The organism is Actinomyces bouchesdurhonensis, from assembly GCF_963540955.1.
In the GTDB taxonomy this organism is placed as follows: domain Bacteria; phylum Actinomycetota; class Actinomycetes; order Actinomycetales; family Actinomycetaceae; genus Pauljensenia; species Pauljensenia bouchesdurhonensis.
Genome location: NZ_CAUTSL010000045.1, coordinates 1 through 19,947, shown reverse-complemented (window position 1 = coordinate 19,947; position 19,947 = coordinate 1). Strand labels below are relative to the sequence as shown.

At 61.9% G+C, this 19,947-nt stretch carries 9 protein-coding genes, 1 pseudogene and 1 CRISPR repeat array; of the genes and pseudogenes, 4 read left to right on the top strand and 6 right to left on the bottom strand.

Features of this window, described 5'->3' with window-relative positions; genetic code table 11:
- A pseudogene (locus tag RYL44_RS07885) lies at positions 1-2,842 on the top strand (S8 family serine peptidase); the annotation flags it as partial.
- 1,893 nt (positions 2,843-4,735) lie between these two features.
- On the opposite strand, the gene RYL44_RS07880 reads toward RYL44_RS07885, so the two are convergent.
- From RYL44_RS07880 to RYL44_RS07865, 4 genes are all read right to left on the bottom strand, one after another.
- Positions 4,736-5,233 (bottom strand): hypothetical protein, encoded by a 498-nt coding sequence (locus RYL44_RS07880; protein ID WP_314975628.1) that lies wholly within the window; start codon positions 5,231-5,233, stop codon positions 4,736-4,738.
- Between the two features lie 418 nt (positions 5,234-5,651).
- Complete coding sequence (locus RYL44_RS07875) at positions 5,652-6,545, bottom strand: DUF6318 family protein (protein ID WP_314975627.1); 894 nt, start codon at positions 6,543-6,545, stop codon at positions 5,652-5,654.
- A gap of 30 nt (positions 6,546-6,575) precedes the next feature.
- Complete coding sequence (locus RYL44_RS07870; protein ID WP_314975626.1) at positions 6,576-7,169, bottom strand: hypothetical protein; 594 nt, start codon at positions 7,167-7,169, stop codon at positions 6,576-6,578.
- A 325-nt stretch (positions 7,170-7,494) separates the two neighbouring features.
- On the bottom strand, positions 7,495-8,382 hold the full coding sequence (locus RYL44_RS07865) for a DUF6318 family protein (protein WP_314975625.1): 888 nt from the start codon (positions 8,380-8,382) through the stop codon (positions 7,495-7,497).
- Between the two features lie 1,353 nt (positions 8,383-9,735).
- Here RYL44_RS07865 and RYL44_RS07860 point away from each other — a divergent pair.
- The 3 genes from RYL44_RS07860 (at position 9,736) to RYL44_RS07850 (ending at position 14,580) form a co-directional block, all read left to right on the top strand.
- Positions 9,736-13,845, top strand: a complete 4,110-nt coding sequence (locus tag RYL44_RS07860; RefSeq protein WP_314975624.1) for a S8 family serine peptidase — start codon at positions 9,736-9,738, stop codon at positions 13,843-13,845.
- 215 nt (positions 13,846-14,060) lie between these two features.
- Complete coding sequence (locus RYL44_RS07855; RefSeq protein ID WP_039937696.1) at positions 14,061-14,330, top strand: ribbon-helix-helix domain-containing protein; 270 nt, start codon at positions 14,061-14,063, stop codon at positions 14,328-14,330.
- Positions 14,320-14,580, top strand: a complete 261-nt coding sequence (locus tag RYL44_RS07850; protein ID WP_314975623.1) for a toxin — start codon at positions 14,320-14,322, stop codon at positions 14,578-14,580. Before RYL44_RS07855 ends, RYL44_RS07850 begins: the two co-directional genes overlap by 11 nt.
- A 150-nt stretch (positions 14,581-14,730) precedes the next feature.
- Here the strand turns inward: RYL44_RS07850 and RYL44_RS07845 are convergent, their stop codons facing one another.
- Positions 14,731-15,183, bottom strand: a complete 453-nt coding sequence (locus RYL44_RS07845; protein WP_314975622.1) for a hypothetical protein — start codon at positions 15,181-15,183, stop codon at positions 14,731-14,733.
- 484 nt (positions 15,184-15,667) lie between these two features.
- The gene (locus RYL44_RS07840) at positions 15,668-16,549 is read right to left on the bottom strand and encodes a DUF6318 family protein (RefSeq protein ID WP_314975621.1); all 882 of its coding nucleotides are present in this window, start codon (positions 16,547-16,549) and stop codon (positions 15,668-15,670) included.
- A 743-nt stretch (positions 16,550-17,292) separates the two neighbouring features.
- Positions 17,293-19,947: direct repeats of the CRISPR family, unit length 37 nt; unit sequence GTCTTAATGCACCTTTTGGCGCTCGGTGCTTTCTGAC.

The window sequence follows — 19,947 nt, the reverse complement described above, 5'->3', positions numbered from 1 at the left end:
ACCCTCGAATACCGCGTCGGCAAGGGGGAGTGGAAGAACCTCGACGGCGCCGTCCTGCCCGCCGGCCCCGTCACCTTCTACGCGTCCGCGGCCTCGCCGATCAGCCACCTGCACATGGACGTCGCCGGCCTGACCGGCGTCGACCGCGACGGGTCGGGCAAGTACGGGGACGACGAGCTGGGCGTGTCCGCGGAGAACGTGGACCTGAGCTCCCTCCTGCCCGAGGGCGCCGACTCGGTCACCGCGCGCGTGCAGGTCAGCGCCACCGGCATTAACTTCGACCGCCAGGCCGACGACGACACGGGCCGCGAGGCCACCTTCACGGTCTCACGCGACCCCGCGCTCGTCCCCCAACCCGCGCCCGACCCGGCAGACAACACGGTGCCCGCGCCCGCAACACCGACCGCCGGAATCACCGCCCCCGCGCGAGCCGCCGAGCAGCTGCCCGCCAACTACGCGGTGAACCTGCCCAAGGGCGCCGATAAGGCCACCTTCGAGCGGGCCGCAGCCCAGGCCTCGTTCCTGGGAGGCCTGGTCCTGGCACGCTACCCGCAGTTCGGGACGTTCTTCGTGCAGTCCGCCTCGCCCTCCTTCTCACCCGACCTGGGCGCGGCGCTCATCAAGGAAGGCATCAGCTACGACTCGATCGGCCCGACACGCCAGGCCCCCGTCGGCGGCAACGAGGCCGTGGTCCCCGTCGACTACACGACCCTCGCGCGCGCGAACGCGGCGAAGGAGAAGGTCGAGGAGAAGCCCGCCCCGGCACACGACCCTCGCGCGCGCGAACGCGGCGCTCGCGGCCTCCCCGAAGGCTGACGGTGCGCAGGCTGGCGGCGTGCAGGGAGGCGACGAGGCCGGGGTGACGCCCGACCCGCAGACCTCCAACGGGTGGCACCTCCAGGCGCTGCGCGCGCTCGAAGCCCAGGGCGTGGACGTCATGCGCGCCCCCGTGACCGTGGGCGTCATGGACCAGTCCATTGACGACACTGTTCCGGACTTGGCGGGCCAGGTGGACCATTCGAAGTCAGTGGCTTGTAACGTGAACGGCATCCCGAACCAGGATCCGGCCGCGTGGCGCTGGGACGACGCGACCCACGGGACGCACGTGGCAGGGTCGATTGCCGCCAAGCATGACGGCGTGGGCGTGGACGGCGTGAATCCGACGCTCAAGATTGCCGCGATCAACGTGGCGTCGCGCAACGGCGGCTACTTCTACCCCGAGTACATCGTGTGCGGCTTCGTGTGGGCCGCGGAGCACGGTATTTCGGTGACGAATGGCTCGTACTACGTGAACCCGTGGAAGTACTGGATGCCGGGCGACCCGGAGCAGGCGGCCGGCCTGGAGGCTGTCCAGCGTGCGGTCGACTATTCGACGTCGAAGGACGTCATTAACGTGGTGGCTGCCGGCAACTGGACGACGGACTTGGATAACCCGCCCGCGACCGACGATTCGTCGCCGGGGGACACGTGGGGCGCTTACGAGCGGGACGTGAAGGGCGGCGTGTACCTGCCGTCGATGATGCGCGGTACCCTCGCGGTGTCGGCGTTGCAGCTGCCCGACGGCGCAGACCCGGCCACCGGCGTGTTGGAGCCGACGTCCTGGTCGAACTGGGGTGCCTCGACGATTGATTTCGCGGCCCCCGGCGCGAAGATCTATGCGCCGCTGACGAGTTGGTACGGCAAGGCCTACGGGAACCTGTACGGCACGTCGCAGGCCGCGCCTCTGGCGGCGGCCGTGATTGCGACGCTGCGTCAGGTGCATCCGGAGATGAACGCGTCGGAAATTGTCGCCTTGGCGAAGAAGCAGGCGTCCGCGCCCGAGAACTGGTCGCGCCTGGCCGCGCCCGTCGAGGGGCGCGAGTACCGCGGCGCGGGCCTGCCGAACGCGCTGGACGCGGTGCTGAAGGATCAGGCGACGCCGGTGATCGGCACGGTCGAGTATTCGACGGATGGGTCGACGTGGATGCCCTTGGCGGGTGAATCCGTCGCGGGTCGCGTCTCGGTGCGGGTCAGCGTTTCCGGTCCCGTGACGAGCGCGCGCCTGCTGCTGGGCGATCGCGAGATCGCGGCGGGGCAGGGGAGTGGGGACTTCTCCGGTCCCGGGCTGACGCTGAAGGCTGACGGCGTGGACGTGTCGCACCCGCAGGGCGCGGGGCGTTTCGCGGGCGCCACGACGGTCACGGTCGAGGCGTTCGGCCGGAATTTTGACCCGCGGGCCGACGACGATGCGACCGTGCAGGTGCCATTCACGGTGAGCCCCGATCACGTGGGGCCCGACGAGGCCGGGGCTGGGCGCTGGGTGTCCGGCGTGCTCGGCTGGTGGTGGCGCTACGACAACGGGACGTATCCGACGTCCACGCAGCTGCGCATTGACGGGGCGATCTATCGTTTTGATGCTCACGGGTACATGGTGACCGGATGGGTGTACGAGGGTGGCCACTGGTTCTACTACGGGCCCTCTGGCGGTCAGGCCTCCGGGTGGGTCCACGTGGCCGGCTCGTGGTACTACCTGGATCCTTTGAGCGGAGCGATGGCGAGCGGGTGGACGAAGGTGCGCGACACCTGGTACTACCTGTCGTCGTCCGGCGCGATGCGCACTGGCTGGGTGAGGGACGGGTCCTCCTGGTACTACCTGTCTGCTGACGGTGCGATGGCCACGGGGTGGGTGCGGGTGGGTTCCTCCTGGTACTACCTGTCTCCTGATGGCGCGATGGCCACCGGGTGGCTGCGTGATGGCGACTCCTGGTTCTACCTGTCGTCTTCTGGGGCGATGGTGACGGGCAGCCGGTGGATCGACGGCACGCGCTACTCGTTCGACGCTGAGGGGAGGCTCCTCCCGTAGCTGAGGGGGCCCGGCTCGACGAACTCGTCGCCCGCGCCCGTAGCTGACGGGGTGTTTCCTGTGGGCTGAATGATCTCCTCAGACTATTGAGGGGTTTTCGGGCTACCATGGAGGTGCCTGGCCAAGTCCGACCTCCCAGCGGATTGTGGTCGAGCTCGAAGGCGGGGGCCGCGCACCGATGGTGCGCGGCCCCCGTTTGCGTCGTGGCGCGCCGCCGCGGGGTGCCGGTCTTCCCGCCCGCTCGTCGCACGCGCAGCTCCGGGGTGCGGGACCCGTTTACGTTGAGATCGCGCCACTCCGGGGCGCGGGGCCTTCCCGCCCGCTCGTCGCTCGCGCCGCGAGCGTCGCTCGCCGCGTCGCCTCCGGGTTAAAGGACAAAACGTGTTGGTTTGTGGCGACTTTTTGGTTTGTTGGTGTGGGAAAGTCGGTGTTGGAGGTGGTTGTTTCATTGCGAGCCTGTACGTTGTCCCTGGGTGGGCGAGACGCTGCACCGCGTGTGGGTGCTTGTTTTATCGTGAGTCTGTGCGTGGCTCCTTGATCTGTCTCGGTGGGGCTTGGGCAGGTCGTTTGCGGCGACGGTATTCACCGTGCCATGCCGCTGGCACGTCGCTGGCTGCGCTACCGGCGGTGCTATGGGTTGCAGCGCATGACTCCCGCCCGGCGAGCTATCCCACGAATGTCGCATGCAATTCCCCCGACACTGTGTCTCACCGCGCAACCATATTGTTGGAATTGCAACGTTTGCGGACACTGTTGAAAGTTCATTCAATCGAATTGCATGCGAAACTGCTGCGAGCGCGCGAGCTGCCTGCGCTCCTCCCCGCGCACGTGGACCCGATGGCATGCGCGTGGACCCGCTATTGCGGGCGCGGGCCCCTGATCCGCGCGTGGGCGGCGCCCTGCGCATCACCTAGGCGTACGCGCGTAGGATACCCCCCTGATCCGCGCGTGGGCGGCGCCCTGGCGCATATCTAGGGGTTTGCGTGCGTGTCGCGGGGCTAACGCGCATGTTCAGCGGTTCATGTGCGAGCGACATGCCAGGTCAGGCGCCGTTGCGTCCACAACGCAGGCCACCTTGCCCGCAACACCCCGTTGTCGGCGTTTGTTATCGAGGTGGTTTGCGACTTGGGCGCCACGCTGCCCCGAGGCGTGACCTCACCGCCAGCATGCGGGGGGAATTGCGCTTCACGGGGACCCGTGCGTGACTTGCCTGCCGGTGACATCGTCACCAAACGGGGGGAATTGCACCATTAGAGGCGCGACACGCCGGCGACACGCCGAAGGGAGGCTTCTAATGCTGCAAAACCCCCCATTACCCCTGGTGTCATGCTCCCTCACTGGTGCAGGACTGCCCGGCGGGCGCCGATAAACACCGGTGGGGAGTCGCCGGCAATGACAAGGGACGACGGGCGGCCAGCTCTCAGGCGAGGCTTGTTGCCGATGAGGTGTCACACCTGATCGGGAAGATTCAACCCCAACTGATCATGTGCAATGCTCCCTAACGGGTTGAATGCTCCCGTTCAGGTGCAATCCTCCCGATGGGGCGCATCCTGTCTGAGGCGCTGCGACGCGAGCGCGCTAGCCCGACGACCCATCCCTCGACGGCGACTGGGACCGAGTCCCGACTAACACTCTTTGTCCCATAACGCGAACTGTTGGGCCGGAATACTTGTCGCTGTGGAGGCTCGCCCGGAGTGGTAGGTCGTTGGGCGCCACGTCTGGTTAGGAAATGACGATCAGGATAGGAGGTGATGATCCGGACGCTCACAACCTATCGGGATCGTTGTTGCCTTTCTGACCTTGCCTCGTTGTAGGTTGGCTCTCGGCGTCGTGATTGCAGATGCCGAGCGTTGAGACAAGTCGACGGAACCGGGGTGCGCCAGGAATTATCCGTTAGTGGCCTTGTTTTTCTTCCCAGGTGTCGGTGTTGTTGATGACGAGGTGGGATAGGGGGAAGGGGCCTGTTGTTTCGGTGGTGGTGACCAGGCCGTTGATCGTCTGGGTCTCCCCCGTGAAAGGATTCGTGGCCGTCCCGCTCCAGGTGGTGGTGAGGGTGATTTCTCGGTTTTCGTGGGGGTAGGGGCCATCGAGCATGGAGCGCCAGCCTTGGGGCGGGGTGTAGTAGTGGCGGATGAGACGCGGGTCCTTGTTCGGGTCAATGCCCTTCTCCCACGCCAGGCCCGGGGAGGTGGTCACCGTGTTGGGGGTCCCATCGCCCCAGGAATACTCATAGTTCGTCGCCGTCAGAGTGATCGTGATGTCGCGGCCCAGCAGGTTGATCACGTGGGTCTGGGTAGGGTTCGTGACCGAGACGATCGTGGGGACGAACCGGTTCGTGTACGACACACCGTCGGGCCGCTTACGCAAACCCGCACCATCAGCATGAATCACGGTCGCAGCAGCCAAGAGGATGTCACGCGTGGTCGGCGGTTGCGGGGCTTGATCTCCCTCGTTTGAAGCTGAGGGTGGGTAACCGCACACAATCATCTGGCTCTCAACTGGCAGCGTTGTGTCACTCGTTGCCAGGGCGCAGTGAGCCCAATCAACGTGTGTACTCGCACGCTCGTCGTATTCAGATTGGGCCGTGCGGCGGGCCCTGTCGTCCCCAACGGTTGAGCGCTGTGGAACGAATCCGTTGGAAATCTGCTGCGCTGCTTGTGTTAATGCGATGGCAATATTTGTGCCACTGGCCTCAGCATCAAAGTACGGAGTAATACATGGAGGGTCGGCTGCGTCAGTACCTGACACTAGCAGTGTTGTCGAAAAGAACATGCCGGTCAGTAACGATATAATAATTCGAAGGGTGCTGTTATTGTCCATGAGTCTTCTCCGAACCGCCTTGGGTTTCGATCCATGTTCCGTCTCGCCAGGTCATCAACAGAGCAAATACTATCTGCGATTCATCCGGAGAGGAAATAACTTTCTGGTCTCTGCAAGTTGTGCCAGCTGATGTTGTTGCCAATAGAACGACTAGTACTGAATTGGGAGGGATGTCTCCGTCGTTTGCGGCCTGTGGATCGACGCGTAGAATATGATCAATTGTAATTCGATTATCGTATGACCAACCGCGCGAATATAGGCTATTAATGCCAGATATGAAGTCATTTCGGAAATTGTCATTACGGTCTGATATGTTCCCAAATGGTTGTGTGTCTCCGGTGTTCCACGCGTAGGTGAGTGTGTCGAGGAGGTATTCTGCGGCGAGTTCTGCTCCTCGTTCGGTGTTCTCTTTGGCCTCCTCGGGTAGTTCGGGTTTGGTGTAGGTGGATGCTGCGTGTTCGGCGGGGCGCACGAGGACGCCGTCAGGGCCGATCTGGTAGCCGCCCGACATCGCGGCCTCGCCCGAGGCCGTGGCGGGTGCGGTGGGTGCGGGCCTGGCGGTGGGTGGCGTGGGCGTGGCGGCTGTGGTGGGTTTGTCGCCCCACGCTGGCCACCAGCCGTTGGTGACGCCGTTGGTGTAGATGGCGTACAAGCCTGCGATGATGAGCAGGGTGATGGAGGTGCGGATGCCCCAGTCCACGATGTCGGCGTCCATCCACGCCCGCACACGAGCCTTCGCTCCCTTGGGACGCCGCGCTTTGACCTCAGCGCGGTAGTCCGCCCACCGCCGACGCAGCGTGTACTTACGCGGTGCCGTTTCGCGCCGGAATTGTTCCTCGTCTTCGTCGGTGACGGGACGCTCAGACAACGGCGGAACCATCATGATGCATCTTCCTCTCTCGTGGTTTCCGGCCTAGTGGCCTTGTTTTTCTTCCCAGGTGTCGGTGTTGTTGATGACGAGGTGGGATAGGGGGAAGGGGCCTGTTGTTTCGGTGGTGGTGACCAGGCCGTTGATCGTCTGGGTCTCCCCCGTGAAAGGATTCGTGGCCGTCCCGCTCCAGGTGGTGGTGAGGGTGATTTCTCGGTTTTCGTGGGGGTAGGGGCCATCGAGCATGGAGCGCCAGCCTTGGGGCGGGGTGTAGTAGTGGCGGATGAGACGCGGGTCCTTGTTCGGGTCAATGCCCTTCTCCCACGCCAGGCCCGGGGAGGTGGTCACCGTGTTGGGGGTCCCATCGCCCCAGGAATACTCATAGTTCGTCGCCGTCAGAGTGATCGTGATGTCGCGGCCCAGCAGGTTGATCACGTGGGTCTGGGTAGGGTTCGTGACCGAGACGATCGTGGGGACGAACCGGTTCGTGTACGACACACCGTCGGGCCGCTTACGCAAACCCGCCCCATCAGCATGAATGACGGCTGCCGCCGAATAGAGAATCTCTCTCGTTGTAGGTAGCTTCTCAGGTAGGGGAGATTCAGGAGTCTCTGGTGGCGGATAGGCGCATACTGCCACACGCAACTTCAGCGGTAGCGAAGGGTCGGTGATGTCGAAACCGCAATGCTCCCAGTCAATATCAGAATCTGGATCGCTGGCGTGCTCAGATTGAGCCGTGTTCAGGGCTCTGTCATCACCAACAGTCGAATCAGCATTTTGCCTGAGTGTACTATTGAGCTGCTGTGTGATTGACTGTGCATAAGTCGTTACTGATCGTCCGGACGCGTCGGAACGCTGGGTATATGGATCCGGTGGATCATCATCAAATGGTGCGCTAGCAGCGGAAGTTGTATTGATGAAATAGCAGAGAGATAGGAGTGTTGCGAACACAGCGTGAATTGATTTACTTACCAGCATCTGTAATCAAGTTCCCTTGTGTTTCAAGCCAACGATTGTCTTGCCATGTCATGTATAGCGTTAGTAGTGACTGATACTCTTGATCTCTCTTCACTATTCTTTGACCTTGGCAAGTGACCCCAGTTCTTGAGGAGAGCTGGAAGGTAACTGCGATTGTGTTTGGGTGCACATCGTTGCCGTTCTCGGGAATAGGCTCAACTCGAACGATGTGAGTAACTTCTGACGTGCTCCCGTAAGCCCAGCCGTTCGAGTACAGCTTGGCAACATCGTCGGCGAAAGAGGTTGCAAAAGTCGAGCCAGGATCTGACATGCCCAACAGTGCCGACGTATCACCCGTGTTCCAGGTGTATCCCATCAGTGCGTGATAGTGTTCTGCGGCGAGTTCTGCTCCTCTTTCGGTGTTCTCTTTGGCCTCCTCGGGTAGTTCGGGTTTGGTGTAGGTGGATGCTGCGTGTTCGGCGGGGCGCACGAGGACGCCGTCAGGGCCGATCTGGTAGCCGCCGGACATCGCCGCCTCGGTGGAGGCCGTGGCCGAGGCACCGGGTGTGGGGTTGATGGGCGGGGTGGTGGCTGCCACGGTTGGCCTTTCGCCCCAGGCCGACCACCAGCCTTCGGCGACCCCGTTGATGTACACGGCGAAGACCGCGCCCGCAGCGAGGGCCACGTAGACCACGCGCATCCCCCAATAGAACGGCTCGACGTGCAGCCACGCCCGTGCGCGGGCCCGGGCGCCCTTGGGGCGCCGCGCTTTGACCTCGGCGCGGTGGTTGGCCCACCTTTGGCGCAGCGTGTACTTGCGTGGCGTCGACTCGCGGCGGAATTGTTCCTCGTCTTCGTCGGTGACGGGGCGTTCGGATAGGGGTGGAACCATCATGGTCTCTCAACCTCCACAACGAGGTGTCCTCTGGCACACCACCATCGTCGACAGTGTGCCCTGTTATCACGCAAGACTACGTGCGAAGACAACACATAACAATAAGAATACGTTGTAACTACAGTCGGACATTCTCCCACCTCACCCGCACGAACGTGCACCCACCCCCACAACCAAACCCCCACCTCGTCAAACAACACCAACAACGCCTCGGAGCAAACGAAGCCGCGGAGCGACGGAACAATGAGTTTGAGCTGAGGCGGAAGCGGTGGTTCACAACAACCGAATCGTGTCCGCGTGCTGATCCCGCGTGGGGGCGTGTAGGTGGCGGCGTTTCCAAGTGGGGGCGTGTAGGTGGCGGCGTCTCCGGGTGAGAACATTTCTGCGTGAGGGCGTGCTCGCGAGGGCAGTATGGTGTGCTGTTGAATTGAGTGTGCCTGTGTTCGATTCGTGGATGATCGAAGCGGATCTACTGATGAGGTGGCGCGCAGGGTTCCCCTGTGGATGCGAGCGCATCAAGCCCTCCCCAGGCGCCCCAAGCTCGCACCGATCCGCCAAGTGCCTCCAGTGCCCGGCGGTCTGCAGTGTTCTGCCCGGGCGCGCCTTGGAATGGGCCCTAGCGTCTGTCCGCTGCCACGAACCCCGCCTCCTGCTGTGTCAAACCCGGGAGCGTGGTTCCTTCGACGAGGCCGACGCTGCTCACGTTCGCGGGGGCGTCGCGCTGTCTGGTTTGTGGCTGCGCAAAACGTGGCCTGCAGAGGTAATCCGGCAGCGGGAGTCCAGTATTGTGGGCTGGGCGAGTCTCGAACGATCGTGCGCGAGCACTGTGATGACAAGGGCACGTACTTCCTGGGCGACCGTATTCCCGGAACTCCGGTAGGCCTCGGCTTCGAACCCGACTGGCCTACGCCGCCCGCAGATGGGTTTCGTGCGTGGATGGGGTGGTGGCTGGGGTGTCGTGGTGGCGTGGGGTGAAGGTTGACGTCACTCCTCCAGGGGGCACTCCTTCGTGGCTGTCGGTGCACTGCGCCCATTATTGACGAGGCCTCCTCGGGTTTGTTGGGGGAGACTTCGCGTGCGTTTGCTGGCGGGCGATGGGGTGGCATTCATGCAGATCAGTCAAGTGGATGATTCACGTAGCTGACATGATGGTCATAGTTTGCTTCATTTCGGTCTGACATGTAGTGCTTATGTGAGAATTGTGTAGTTAAGTGTTGAGCTTGTTATGCCTTGATACTGCTTGTAATTAGTGGGATTGATGTTTAGAGTTGTCTGCGTTGTCAAATGTATGGATGATAGTTACTGCATGGACAAAGTTGTCCACGCGCAGGCACAAGTGAAAGTCGAGGAACCATGCGCCGCAACGTTGCACGCATAGGGGTCGTCGCAGCGATCGCCCTGTCCATGAGCGTCGCTACGATGACCGCCCCGTCCACCAGAGCTGAGGACGCCCCCAGCTTGGTCGCGCCCGCCCGATCCAGCGCGGGTCTCATGAATTACGCCATCAACCTCTCTCAGCTTTCCGACGAGAACGCGATGGCGCGCGTCATTGAACTCCTCCCCAGCGTCGGGGGAACCCTCCTGACTCAGTACCCCGGATTGCACACCGTCTTCGCTCAGAGTGAGTCGGCCTCGTTCTCTCCGGACCTGGACGCGGTCCTGAGGGAGCACGGCATCGCGGTCCATTCGATCGGCCCGACCCGCGTGGCCGCGGTTCCCGAGTCCGAGCGGGCGACGGACCAAACTCCGCCGGCGGCCCCCGGCTCGGCGCCAGCAGCGGCGCCCACCGGACTGACGATGCCCGACCCGAACGTCCCTGATCCCGCCCCCACCGCTAACTGGGGAGCCGAGGCCATGGATGCGCGGGGTGCCGCCGAGGTGGAGGTGCCGCGCGCGCCCGTCACCGTCGGCGTCATTGACACGGGTATCGACGCCACGCAGCCCGACCTGGAGGGCCGGGTCGATACGTCCAGGTCCGTGTCCTGTGACGTCAACGGAATCCCCAACGTGGGCGAGGAGGCGTTGCGCTACAACGGTATTCACGGCACGCACATCGCCGGAATCATCGCCGCCAACCACAACGACATCGGTATTGACGGTATCGCGCCGGATGCGACTCTCGTGTCCATCAAGGCCGTCAATGATAAGGGGCGCTTGTACCCGGAGTACCTTGTGTGCGCCTACGACTGGGCCGTGAACCATGGCGTGGACATTGTCCACAATTCCTTCCAGATGGACCCGTGGCGGTTCTGGAAGTCTGACGACCCCGAGCAGGCCGCGGGCATGGAGGCCGCATTGCGCGCGATCTACACTGCGCAGGAGCGCGGGCTCACCGTGTTGTCGGGCGCTGGTGACGATGGCCTGGACCTCGACGAGACGACCGTGGACAGTTCGTCGCCCACGGACTCGACGCCGATCGAGAATCGCAACGTCGAGGGGGCCACGATGGTGCCCGCGATGGTCGGGGGCGTCGCCGTGGTGAGTGCGCTCGAGATGGTGGACCCGGACGCGGAGCCGCTCAGGGCGACCCTGAAGAGAACGGACACCTCCAACTACGGCTTCATGCACGTCGATTTTGCCGCGCCTGGACGGGACATCTACTCGACGTTCCCGAACCTGATGATCCCCTCGAACTACGGGTATATGTCGGGGACGGCGGTCGCTGCCGCGCACGTGAGTGGCGTCGCCGCGCTCGTGAAGTCGACCCACCCCGCGCTGGTGGGCGAGCAGATCGCCGACCTGATGCGCAAGCAGGGGGCCTACGAGTACGGGAGGCTCGCGCGGCCGGCGGATAACCACGAGTATCGAGGCCGTGGCTTCCTGAGCGCGAGGAACGCGGTGGTCTACGATCAGGCGCAGCCGACGCTCGGCATGGTCGAGTACCGCGTGGGCGGGGGAGAGTGGACGAATCTGCGTGACGAGGTGGTTCCCGCCAGTCGCGTGAGTGTGCGCGTGTTGGCGCGCTCGCCCCTGAGCATGTTGAGTGTGGACGTCGCGGGCGTGGCGCAGGCGCATGCGCCCGGTGGCGGCGGCTACTTTGATGAGCCGACGACCGTGACGGTCGAGGACGTGGATCTCGCTTCCCTCATCCCCGAGGGCGAGGAGTACGTGATGGCCCGCGTTCAGGTCAGCGCGCTCGGCGTCAACGCGGACCGGCACGCTGACGATGACGTGAGTCGTTCCGTGTCGTTCACGGTCGCTCGTGACCCGGGCGCTGTGCCCACGCCGGAGCCGGAGCCTGACCCGGGGGAGGGTAGCGGTGTCGTCCCCGTCGACCCCGTTGCGCCAGGCATCATGTCTGTGCCTCGCACGAGCGCGCAGATGCCTCAGAACTATGCGGTGAACCTGGCCGCCGACGCGGATGACGCCACGTTCCAGCGCGCCCTGTACCAGGCCTCGTTGCTGGGTGGAATGGTGTTGGAGTCCTACCCGGCTTTGCACACGTTCTTTGTCCAGTCCTCGTCGGCTGCTTTCGCGATGGACCTGGGGTTCGCGCTGGCGGATTCCGGTATTTCCTTCCATTCGGTGGGTCCGACCCGTCAGGCTCCCGTCGTGGGCAACGAGGCCATCGTGTCCCAGGAGCTGGAGGCGCCCGCCTACCCGAGTGTCGAGGAGAAGCCGCCGGTGCCGGAGGACCCTCACGTGGGCGGTGTTTACCCGACCCCGCCGGATGCGAAGGACTGGCACCTGCAGGCGGTGGGTGCCCTCGACGCGCAGGGCGTGGATGTTATGCGCGCGCCGGTGACGGTGGGCGTCATGGGTGATGGCGTGGATGATACGGTTGGGGACTTGTCAGGGAAGGTTGACCATTCCCTGTCCGTGTCCTGTAACTCTAACGGCATGCCGAATCGGGATCCTGAGGCGTGGCGCTCGGGTCGCGCGGAGGTTGGCACGCAGGCGGCCGGGGTGATTGCCGGCACGGGCGAGGCCAGCGGTGTGCCGGGCGTGAATCCGACGTTGAACGTCGCGGCGATCAACGTGGCGTCGGCGACCACAGGGCAGTATTACCCGGAGTACGTCGTGTGCGGTTTCGTGTGGGCGGCGGATCATGGGATTTCCGTGACGGCGAGCAACTACCTGGTCTCGCCGTGGAAGTACTGGATGCCGGGCGACCCGGAGCAGGCCGCGGGCCTGGAGGCTGTGCGCCGAGGCATCAACTACGCGGCGTCGAAGGACGTCATTAACGTGGTGGACGCCGGGGCCAGTGGCATCGATTTGGATAATCCGCCGAAGACGGATGCGTCCTCGCCGATTGACGCGTGGGCGCCGTTCCAGCGTGACACGCTCGGCGGCGTCATGGCTCCCGCGATGATGCCGAACGCGCTGGCCGTGTCGACGCTGCGCCTGGTGGACCAGGCCGACCCGGGCACGGGGGCGCTCGAGCACGCGTGGACGTCGAACTGGGGTATCACGAATGTTGCTTTCACGGCGCCCGGCGAGAACGTGTTCACGACGAGGCCTACCTGGCTGGGCGGCGAGGCCCGGGTCGCTCGGGACGCGTCGATGGCGGCTCCGGTGGCGGCGAGCGCGATCGCGACGCTGCGGCAGGTGCATCCGGAGATGGGCTCCGCTCAGATCGTGGAGCTGGCTCGCAAGCAGGCGGGTTCCGCGTCGAATTGGGGGCGGCTGGCCGCTCCTGAGGGGGAGCGCGAGTATCGGGGCGCGGGCATGCCAAGCGTCTTGGATGCGGTGTTGAAGGATCAGGCGCGCCCTGTCGTGGGCGAGGTCGAGTACTCGGCGGACGGGTCGACGTGGGCGCCGTTGTCTGGGCAGAGCGTGTCCGGGCGCGTGTCCTTGCGCGTGGGCGTGAGCGGGCCGGTGACGTCGGCTCGCCTGCTGGTGGGCGGCCACGAGGTGGCGACCGTGCAGGGGAGCGGCGAGTTTTCGGGCTCGGGCGTGACGCTGCAGGCCGATGGCGTGGACGTGTCGCATCCCGTGGCGGGTGCGTCGCTGAGCGGCGAGACGACGGTGCGCGTCGAGGCTTTCGGGCGCAATAACGATGCGCGCGCCGACGACGACGCGAGCGCGGAGGTCACGGTGACGGTCGAGGGGTCTGGTTCTGGGGGTTCCTCGGTTGACGAGGCCGGGGCTGGGCGCTGGGTGTACGACCGCTTTGGCAAGTGGTGGCGGTTCACGGACGGGACGTTCCCGGTGAACGTGCGCCTGCGCATCGACGGGAAGGTCTACCGTTTCGACGCGCGCGGATACGTGGTGACCGGCTGGTACCGCGAGGACGACCAGTGGTCCTACTATGGGCGCGACGGCGCTCAAGCGTTCGGGTGGGCGAGGATTCGCGGCACCTGGTACTACTTCGATCCTTCGTCGGGAGCGATGCGCACGGGCTGGCTGACGGAGGGCGGATACACGTACTACCTGTCCCCGTCGGGCGCCATGGTGACGGGCCCGCGCTGGATCGACGGCAAGCACTACGTGTTTGATCGCAACGGACACCTGCTGACATGAGTCGGTAGCCCGACGGATTCCGGCTGACGGATTCCGGCTGACGGATTCCGGCTGGGACGAAACGGGGCCGCGCACGAGAGCTCGTGCGCGGCCCCTCGCGCGTGGGGGGAGGGGAGTTGTTGTCGGTGGTTGCTTCGCTGTCATCTTCGGCAGTGGTGGTGATGGTGGCATGGAAGCCGTGGTGCGACAGATGAATTTCGTATACGATATTCGCTATGAGTGAGCGTCTTCTTCGCGGAGTTCCTGTGACTGATGAGCAGATTCAGGCGTGGGCTGATGAGGCTGAGCGCGGGTATGACCTGGCTGAGTTGCCGGCTCCGCGCCCGGGGCGTCCTCCGGTGGGGAAGGGGCCGGGCGTCGCTGTGACGGTGCGTCTGGATGAGCAGACGTTGAGGGCGTTGATGGAGCGCGCCGCCTTGGAGGGGATTGGTAGTCGTTCTGACGCGATTCGCGCGGCAGTGCGCGAGTGGACCCATGTCGCCTAGGCTTCATGCCAGCGCGCGCAAGCATTTTGAGCGTGACAGGCTCACCGACGAGGCCGTCCTGTACGCGTATGAGCACGCCCTCAATTCACGTCCCCTCGACGATGAGGACGATCCCAGGAGATGGCTCGTGGTGGGTATCGACCAGTCTGGACGTGTTCTCGAGATGGTCGTATTGGTTTTTGATGGTGGCGGCGAGCTGCTCATTCACGCCATGAAGGCTCGTCCGCAATTCCTTGACGAGCTGACGTAGCTCTCTGGTAGCTGCGTGTCCTGGCTGTGGGCTGTTGCCGATGTGGGACGAGGCGCCGCTGGACGCTTCGGTCGTGGCTACTCGGGTCTCTCTCGCGTTGGTGGCCCGCTGGTGTTTCATGGGGTGCGCCTCGTGAAACACTGGTGTTGGTTAGTGGCCTTGTTTTTCTTCCCAGGTGTCGGTGTTGTTGATGACGAGGTGGGATAGGGGGAAGGGGCCTGTTGTTTCGGTGGTGGTGACCAGGCCGTTGATCGTCTGGGTCTCCCCCGTGAAAGGATTCGTGGCCGTCCCGCTCCAGGTGGTGGTGAGGGTGATTTCTCGGTTTTCGTGGGGGTAGGGGCCATCGAGCATGGAGCGCCAGCCTTGGGGCGGGGTGTAGTAGTGGCGGATGAGACGCGGGTCCTTGTTCGGGTCAATGCCCTTCTCCCACGCCAGGCCCGGGGAGGTGGTCACCGTGTTGGGGGTCCCGTCTCCCCAGTTCCACTCGTATTTTGTGGCAGTCAGGGTGATCGTGATGTCGCGGCCCAACAGATTAATCACGTGGGTCTGGGTAGGGTTCGTGACCGAGACGATTGTGGGAATGAATCTGTTCGTATATGACACGTCGGGGGGAAGTTTATGGATTCCGGCCCCGTCGGCGTGGACGGTTGCGGCAGCGCGGCGCAGAATCGTCCGGGTTGAAGGGGGAGTGGACGGCGTCGTATCGCTCGGAGGGGGATCATCGCATCGCACATAGGTTGGAAACATGAGATGACCGGACTCGTAGGATACGGGGTGTTCACAGTGGTAGCCAAAAGCGAAGTCGTTAATTGCGCTCGGCGGCTCCGGCGTCCCCTCCGGCAACGGATCGCCACTACCTGACGGCGACTGATACGTACCTCCATCGGAAGCAGGCGAGTGATTGTTGGCGGCAGCTCCTGGATTGGCGGCTCTATCTCCGGATGTGCCGTTGATATAAGCCGTATCGCCGTCTGTATGACTTCCCATTGTATCCGGTATATCATCCGAGGCGTAGACAGGGAATGGTGTGACGATAATGAAAATGCAGAGTAAAGTAGTGGAAAAGCACTCGTGAATTATGTGATTCTTACTCATTGTCGCTAATGATCCTTCCCTGTAGCTCCTGCCATTTGCCCTCGGACCAAGTCATAATGAACGTCAGGGTTGACTCATAGTGTTTCTTCGAAACGTGAATATTCTGATTTGTGCAGATTGTTCCATCGAATGACTCGATTCGGTACTTTACGAGAATAGTCTGCTCTGGTATATCTGTTCCGTTTGCCTCTAACGGTTCAACAAGGAGAAGGTGTGTAATACGAGATTCCATACCATAGGTCCATCCGTGCGCATATCGCTCATCGATGTCCTTGATATACCCAGTGGCAAACCCTGATGTCGGCGCTGACATCTCCGCGAATGGTTGAGTGTCGCCTGTATTCCAGGCATAGATCAGAAGTGCAAGGTAGTACCTTGCCGCCGCTTCGGCCCCTTCCTCGGTGTTTTCTTTGGCCTCCTCGGGTAGTTGGGGTTTGGTGTAGGTGGATGCTGCGTGTTCGGCGGGGCGTACGAGGACGCCGTCGGGGCCGATTTGGTAGCCGCCGGACATCGCCGCCTCGGTGGAGGCTATGGCGGGTGCGGTGGGTGCGGGCCTGGTGGTGGGCGTGGCGGCTGTGGTGGGTTTGTCGCCCCATGCGGGCCACCAGCCGTTGGTGACCCCGTTGGTGTAGATGGCGTACAAGCCTGCGATGATGAGCAGGGTGATGGAGGTGCGGATGCCCCAGTCCACGATGTCAGCGTCCATCCACGCCCGCACACGAGCCTTCACTCCCGCAGGACGATTGTGTCGTGCCTGCGCCCGGTGGTTGGCCCACCTTTGGCGCAGCGTGTACTTGCGGGGGGTGGATTCGGCTCGGAACTGTTCCTCGTCTTCGTCGGTGACGGGACGCTCCGAGAGGGGTGGAACCATCATGGCCTCTCAACCTCCACAACGAGGTGTCCTCTGGTACACCACCATCGTCGGCAGTGTGCCCTGTTATCACGCAAGAGTACGTGCGGAGACAACGCATAACAATAAGAATACGTTGTAACTACAGTCGGACATTCTCCCACCTCACCCGCACGAACGTGCACCCACCCCCACAACCGAACCCCCACCTCGTCAAACAAGATAATATGTGGGGCTGTGTAATCGACTGATAGGGTTCGATGGTTTGTTCGTTTAGCGGGTGGGTCGATCGGTTTGGGTGTGGTCGGGCGTGGTGTCTCGTGTCTGCTGCGGGTGTGGAGTTGGCTTTGCGCCGGGCGGTTCACGTGTGCGGTGTGGCGTGAGTGGGCATTTTGTGTTCGTGCTCAGGCGCTCCGTGCTTTCTGACGGCGGACGGGCGTGCCTTGTCGCATGCCCGTCTCGCGAGGGTCTTAATGCACCTTTTGGCGCTCGGTAACTTCCGGCGCTGAGACATCTAGAGCTCTGTTGACTGTGTCTGCTCGAAGATTTCTGTGTGCCTCTCGCTACAGGCTGTCGATGGTTGTTTGAAATTGTCGCACGTAATTCCGGCGCTGATCTATCAATGTTTGAATGCAGATCGTTGATATTTCGCGGTTTCTGGTGTCTATCGGTGATGGACCTTAGGGGAATTACGTGCGATATTTTCGGGCGCTCGGTGCTTTCTGACGCGGGCGAGGCTGGCAATCTGGAGGGCCAGGCCTGCGAGCGTCTTAATGCACCTTTTGGCGCTCGGTGCTTTCTGACAGTATATGGCTGAGCTCGACTGGGATGATAAGACGCACGTCTTAATGCACCTTTTGGCGCTCGGTGCTTTCTGACCTAAGCGTCATTACCGACCGTGGCCACCCGCTAGAGGTCTTAATGCACCTTTTGGCGCTCGGTGCTTTCTGACTCTCGCCGCCGCCGTATTGGGCAATGTCACGGCGAGTCTTAATGCACCTTTTGGCGCTCGGTGCTTTCTGACCCCAGAATGAGTTGCCTCTCGTCGCTTAACCTCGCAGGGTCTAAATGCACCTTTTGGCGCTCGGTGCTTTCTGACTTTTGCATTTCAACAAGAGACTTGCGCTCCGCTTCAAGGTCTTAATGCACCTTTTGGCGCTCGGTGCTTTCTGACGCCTAACCAACGGCCTGGACCAAGATGTAGAAAACAGTCTTAATGCACCGTTTGGCGCTCGGTGCTTTCTGACGGAGATTTTCGTCACTTTCCTGAAAGAGGCGTTCGCTGAGTCTTAATGCACCGTTTGGCGCTCGGTGCTTTCTGACAGATCAACATAGCAACAACACCCAATGCTACGAATACGTCTTAATGCACCTTTTGGCGCTCGGTGCTTTCTGACCTACATCTTCAAGTGGTACGGCGCAACCACACGCCAGTCTTAATGCACCTTTTGGCGCTCGGTGCTTTCTGACCTACGAAGGAAGTGTTGGCGCGTGAAGCGCGCGAAGCCGAGTCTTAATGCACCTTTTGGCGCTCGGTGCTTTCTGACTGGAGGCACACCCCGTCAGCGGACATCAGTTTTCGCGTCTTAATGCACCTTTTGGCGCTCGGTGCTTTCTGACTAAAAGTCGGTATGCCCGTCACCGTCGTAGCTGGTGGGTCTTAATGCACCTTTTGGCGCTCGGTGCTTTCTGACTTGGACGAATCGAGAGTTGGTATACCGACTCGGTGTCTTAATGCACCTTTTGGCGCTCGGTGCTTTCTGACGCGTCAATCATCTGCGGGCCTCGGCTTCCGCTCTGGCTGGTCTTAATGCACCTTTTGGCGCTCGGTGCTTTCTGACGAAACCCTCCTGGTTCTGCTCGATGCGGCGCACCGCGTGTCTTAATGCACCTTTTGGCGCTCGGTGCTTTCTGACCGACAGCACCGAGGTGTACTCGGGCATCTACGCCCGCGTGTCTTAATGCACCTTTTGGCGCTCGGTGCTTTCTGACTGGTATGGTCGTCACTATCCTGCTTGCCCTGTTCGGGTTGTCTTAATGCACCTTTTGGCGCTCGGTGCTTTCTGACGTCCAGTCTGGACGCAGATGCAGGCGAGCTGAGATACGAGTCTTAATGCACCTTTTGGCGCTCGGTGCTTTCTGACAAAGGATAGGCAGTTGGCAGGTCACGTCGTCAAGGTCTCGTCTTAATGCACCTTTTGGCGCTCGGTGCTTTCTGACATCACGGGAGCAATTTGCGCGACGACCTCGACGCGCTAGGTCTTAATGCACCTTTTGGCGCTCGGTGCTTTCTGACATCACGGGAGCAATTTGCGCGACGACCTCGACGCGCTAGGTCTTAATGCACCTTTTGGCGCTCGGTGCTTTCTGACGCGTCGAGTCCGGGTCGGTGACTCTGTCGGCGACGTCGCGTCTTAATGCACCTTTTGGCGCTCGGTGCTTTCTGACCGCAGGTACCCTCGGCAACCTCAGGGTCATTCCCGACCTGTCTTAATGCACCTTTTGGCGCTCGGTGCTTTCTGACCAACCGCCTCAACCGCATCACCGATTGGACGATCAAGAGTCTTAATGCACCTTTTGGCGCTCGGTGCTTTCTGACAATAACACATGTATACTCGGTAACGCGACAAACATGCTCGTCTTAATGCACCTTTTGGCGCTCGGTGCTTTCTGACCTGTCGCAAAGGAAAACCCCAAGTCTAGCGAGACCCACGTCTTAATGCACCTTTTGGCGCTCGGTGCTTTCTGACGCTATGACGAACTTTCCCATTTGCACTCGTTCGAGGTCTTAATGCACCTTTTGGCGCTCGGTGCTTTCTGACCACGTGGTCGAAATACGGGTCGGGCATGAGGTTATCCGTCTTAATGCACCTTTTGGCGCTCGGTGCTTTCTGACATCTTCGGCCATTTCCTCGTAGTGCTCATAGAGTTGTAGGTCTTAATGCACCTTTTGGCGCTCGGTGCTTTCTGACCTAAGAAAATGGTGTACAAGGCCATGGCCCAGCCGTTCTATGTCTTAATGCACCTTTTGGCGCTCGGTGCTTTCTGACACCAAACACACACACACAGAAAGCGAACGCGAAATGTCTTAATGCACCTTTTGGCGCTCGGTGCTTTCTGACTACAGTGAACTTATCGAGTCGGGTACCGTCATTAGAATGTCTTAATGCACCTTTTGGCGCTCGGTGCTTTCTGACCTAAGAAAGGAGAATCATGGGAAAGTTCAATTCATTCGTCTTAATGCACCTTTTGGCGCTCGGTGCTTTCTGACGTGTACTCGCACTCAACGTAGGCGTCAGTGTCGTAATCGGTCTTAATGCACCTTTTGGCGCTCGGTGCTTTCTGACTTAGGCACGTTAGGCGGAGGGTAGTTTAGTTAGGTTCGGTCTTAATGCACCTTTTGGCGCTCGGTGCTTTCTGAC

Bases quoted from the DNA above. Each gene is read 5' to 3' on its own strand.
- RYL44_RS07850 (WP_314975623.1), top strand. From the start codon at position 14,320: ATGTCGCCTAGGCTTCATGCCAGCGCGCGCAAGCATTTTGAGCGTGAC.
- RYL44_RS07860 (WP_314975624.1), top strand. From the start codon at position 9,736: ATGCGCCGCAACGTTGCACGCATAGGGGTCGTCGCAGCGATCGCCCTG.
- RYL44_RS07840 (WP_314975621.1), bottom strand. From the start codon at position 16,549: ATGATGGTTCCACCCCTCTCGGAGCGTCCCGTCACCGACGAAGACGAG.
- RYL44_RS07865 (WP_314975625.1), bottom strand. From the start codon at position 8,382: ATGATGGTTCCACCCCTATCCGAACGCCCCGTCACCGACGAAGACGAG.
- RYL44_RS07855 (WP_039937696.1), top strand. From the start codon at position 14,061: ATGAGTGAGCGTCTTCTTCGCGGAGTTCCTGTGACTGATGAGCAGATT.
- RYL44_RS07875 (WP_314975627.1), bottom strand. From the start codon at position 6,545: ATGATGGTTCCGCCGTTGTCTGAGCGTCCCGTCACCGACGAAGACGAG.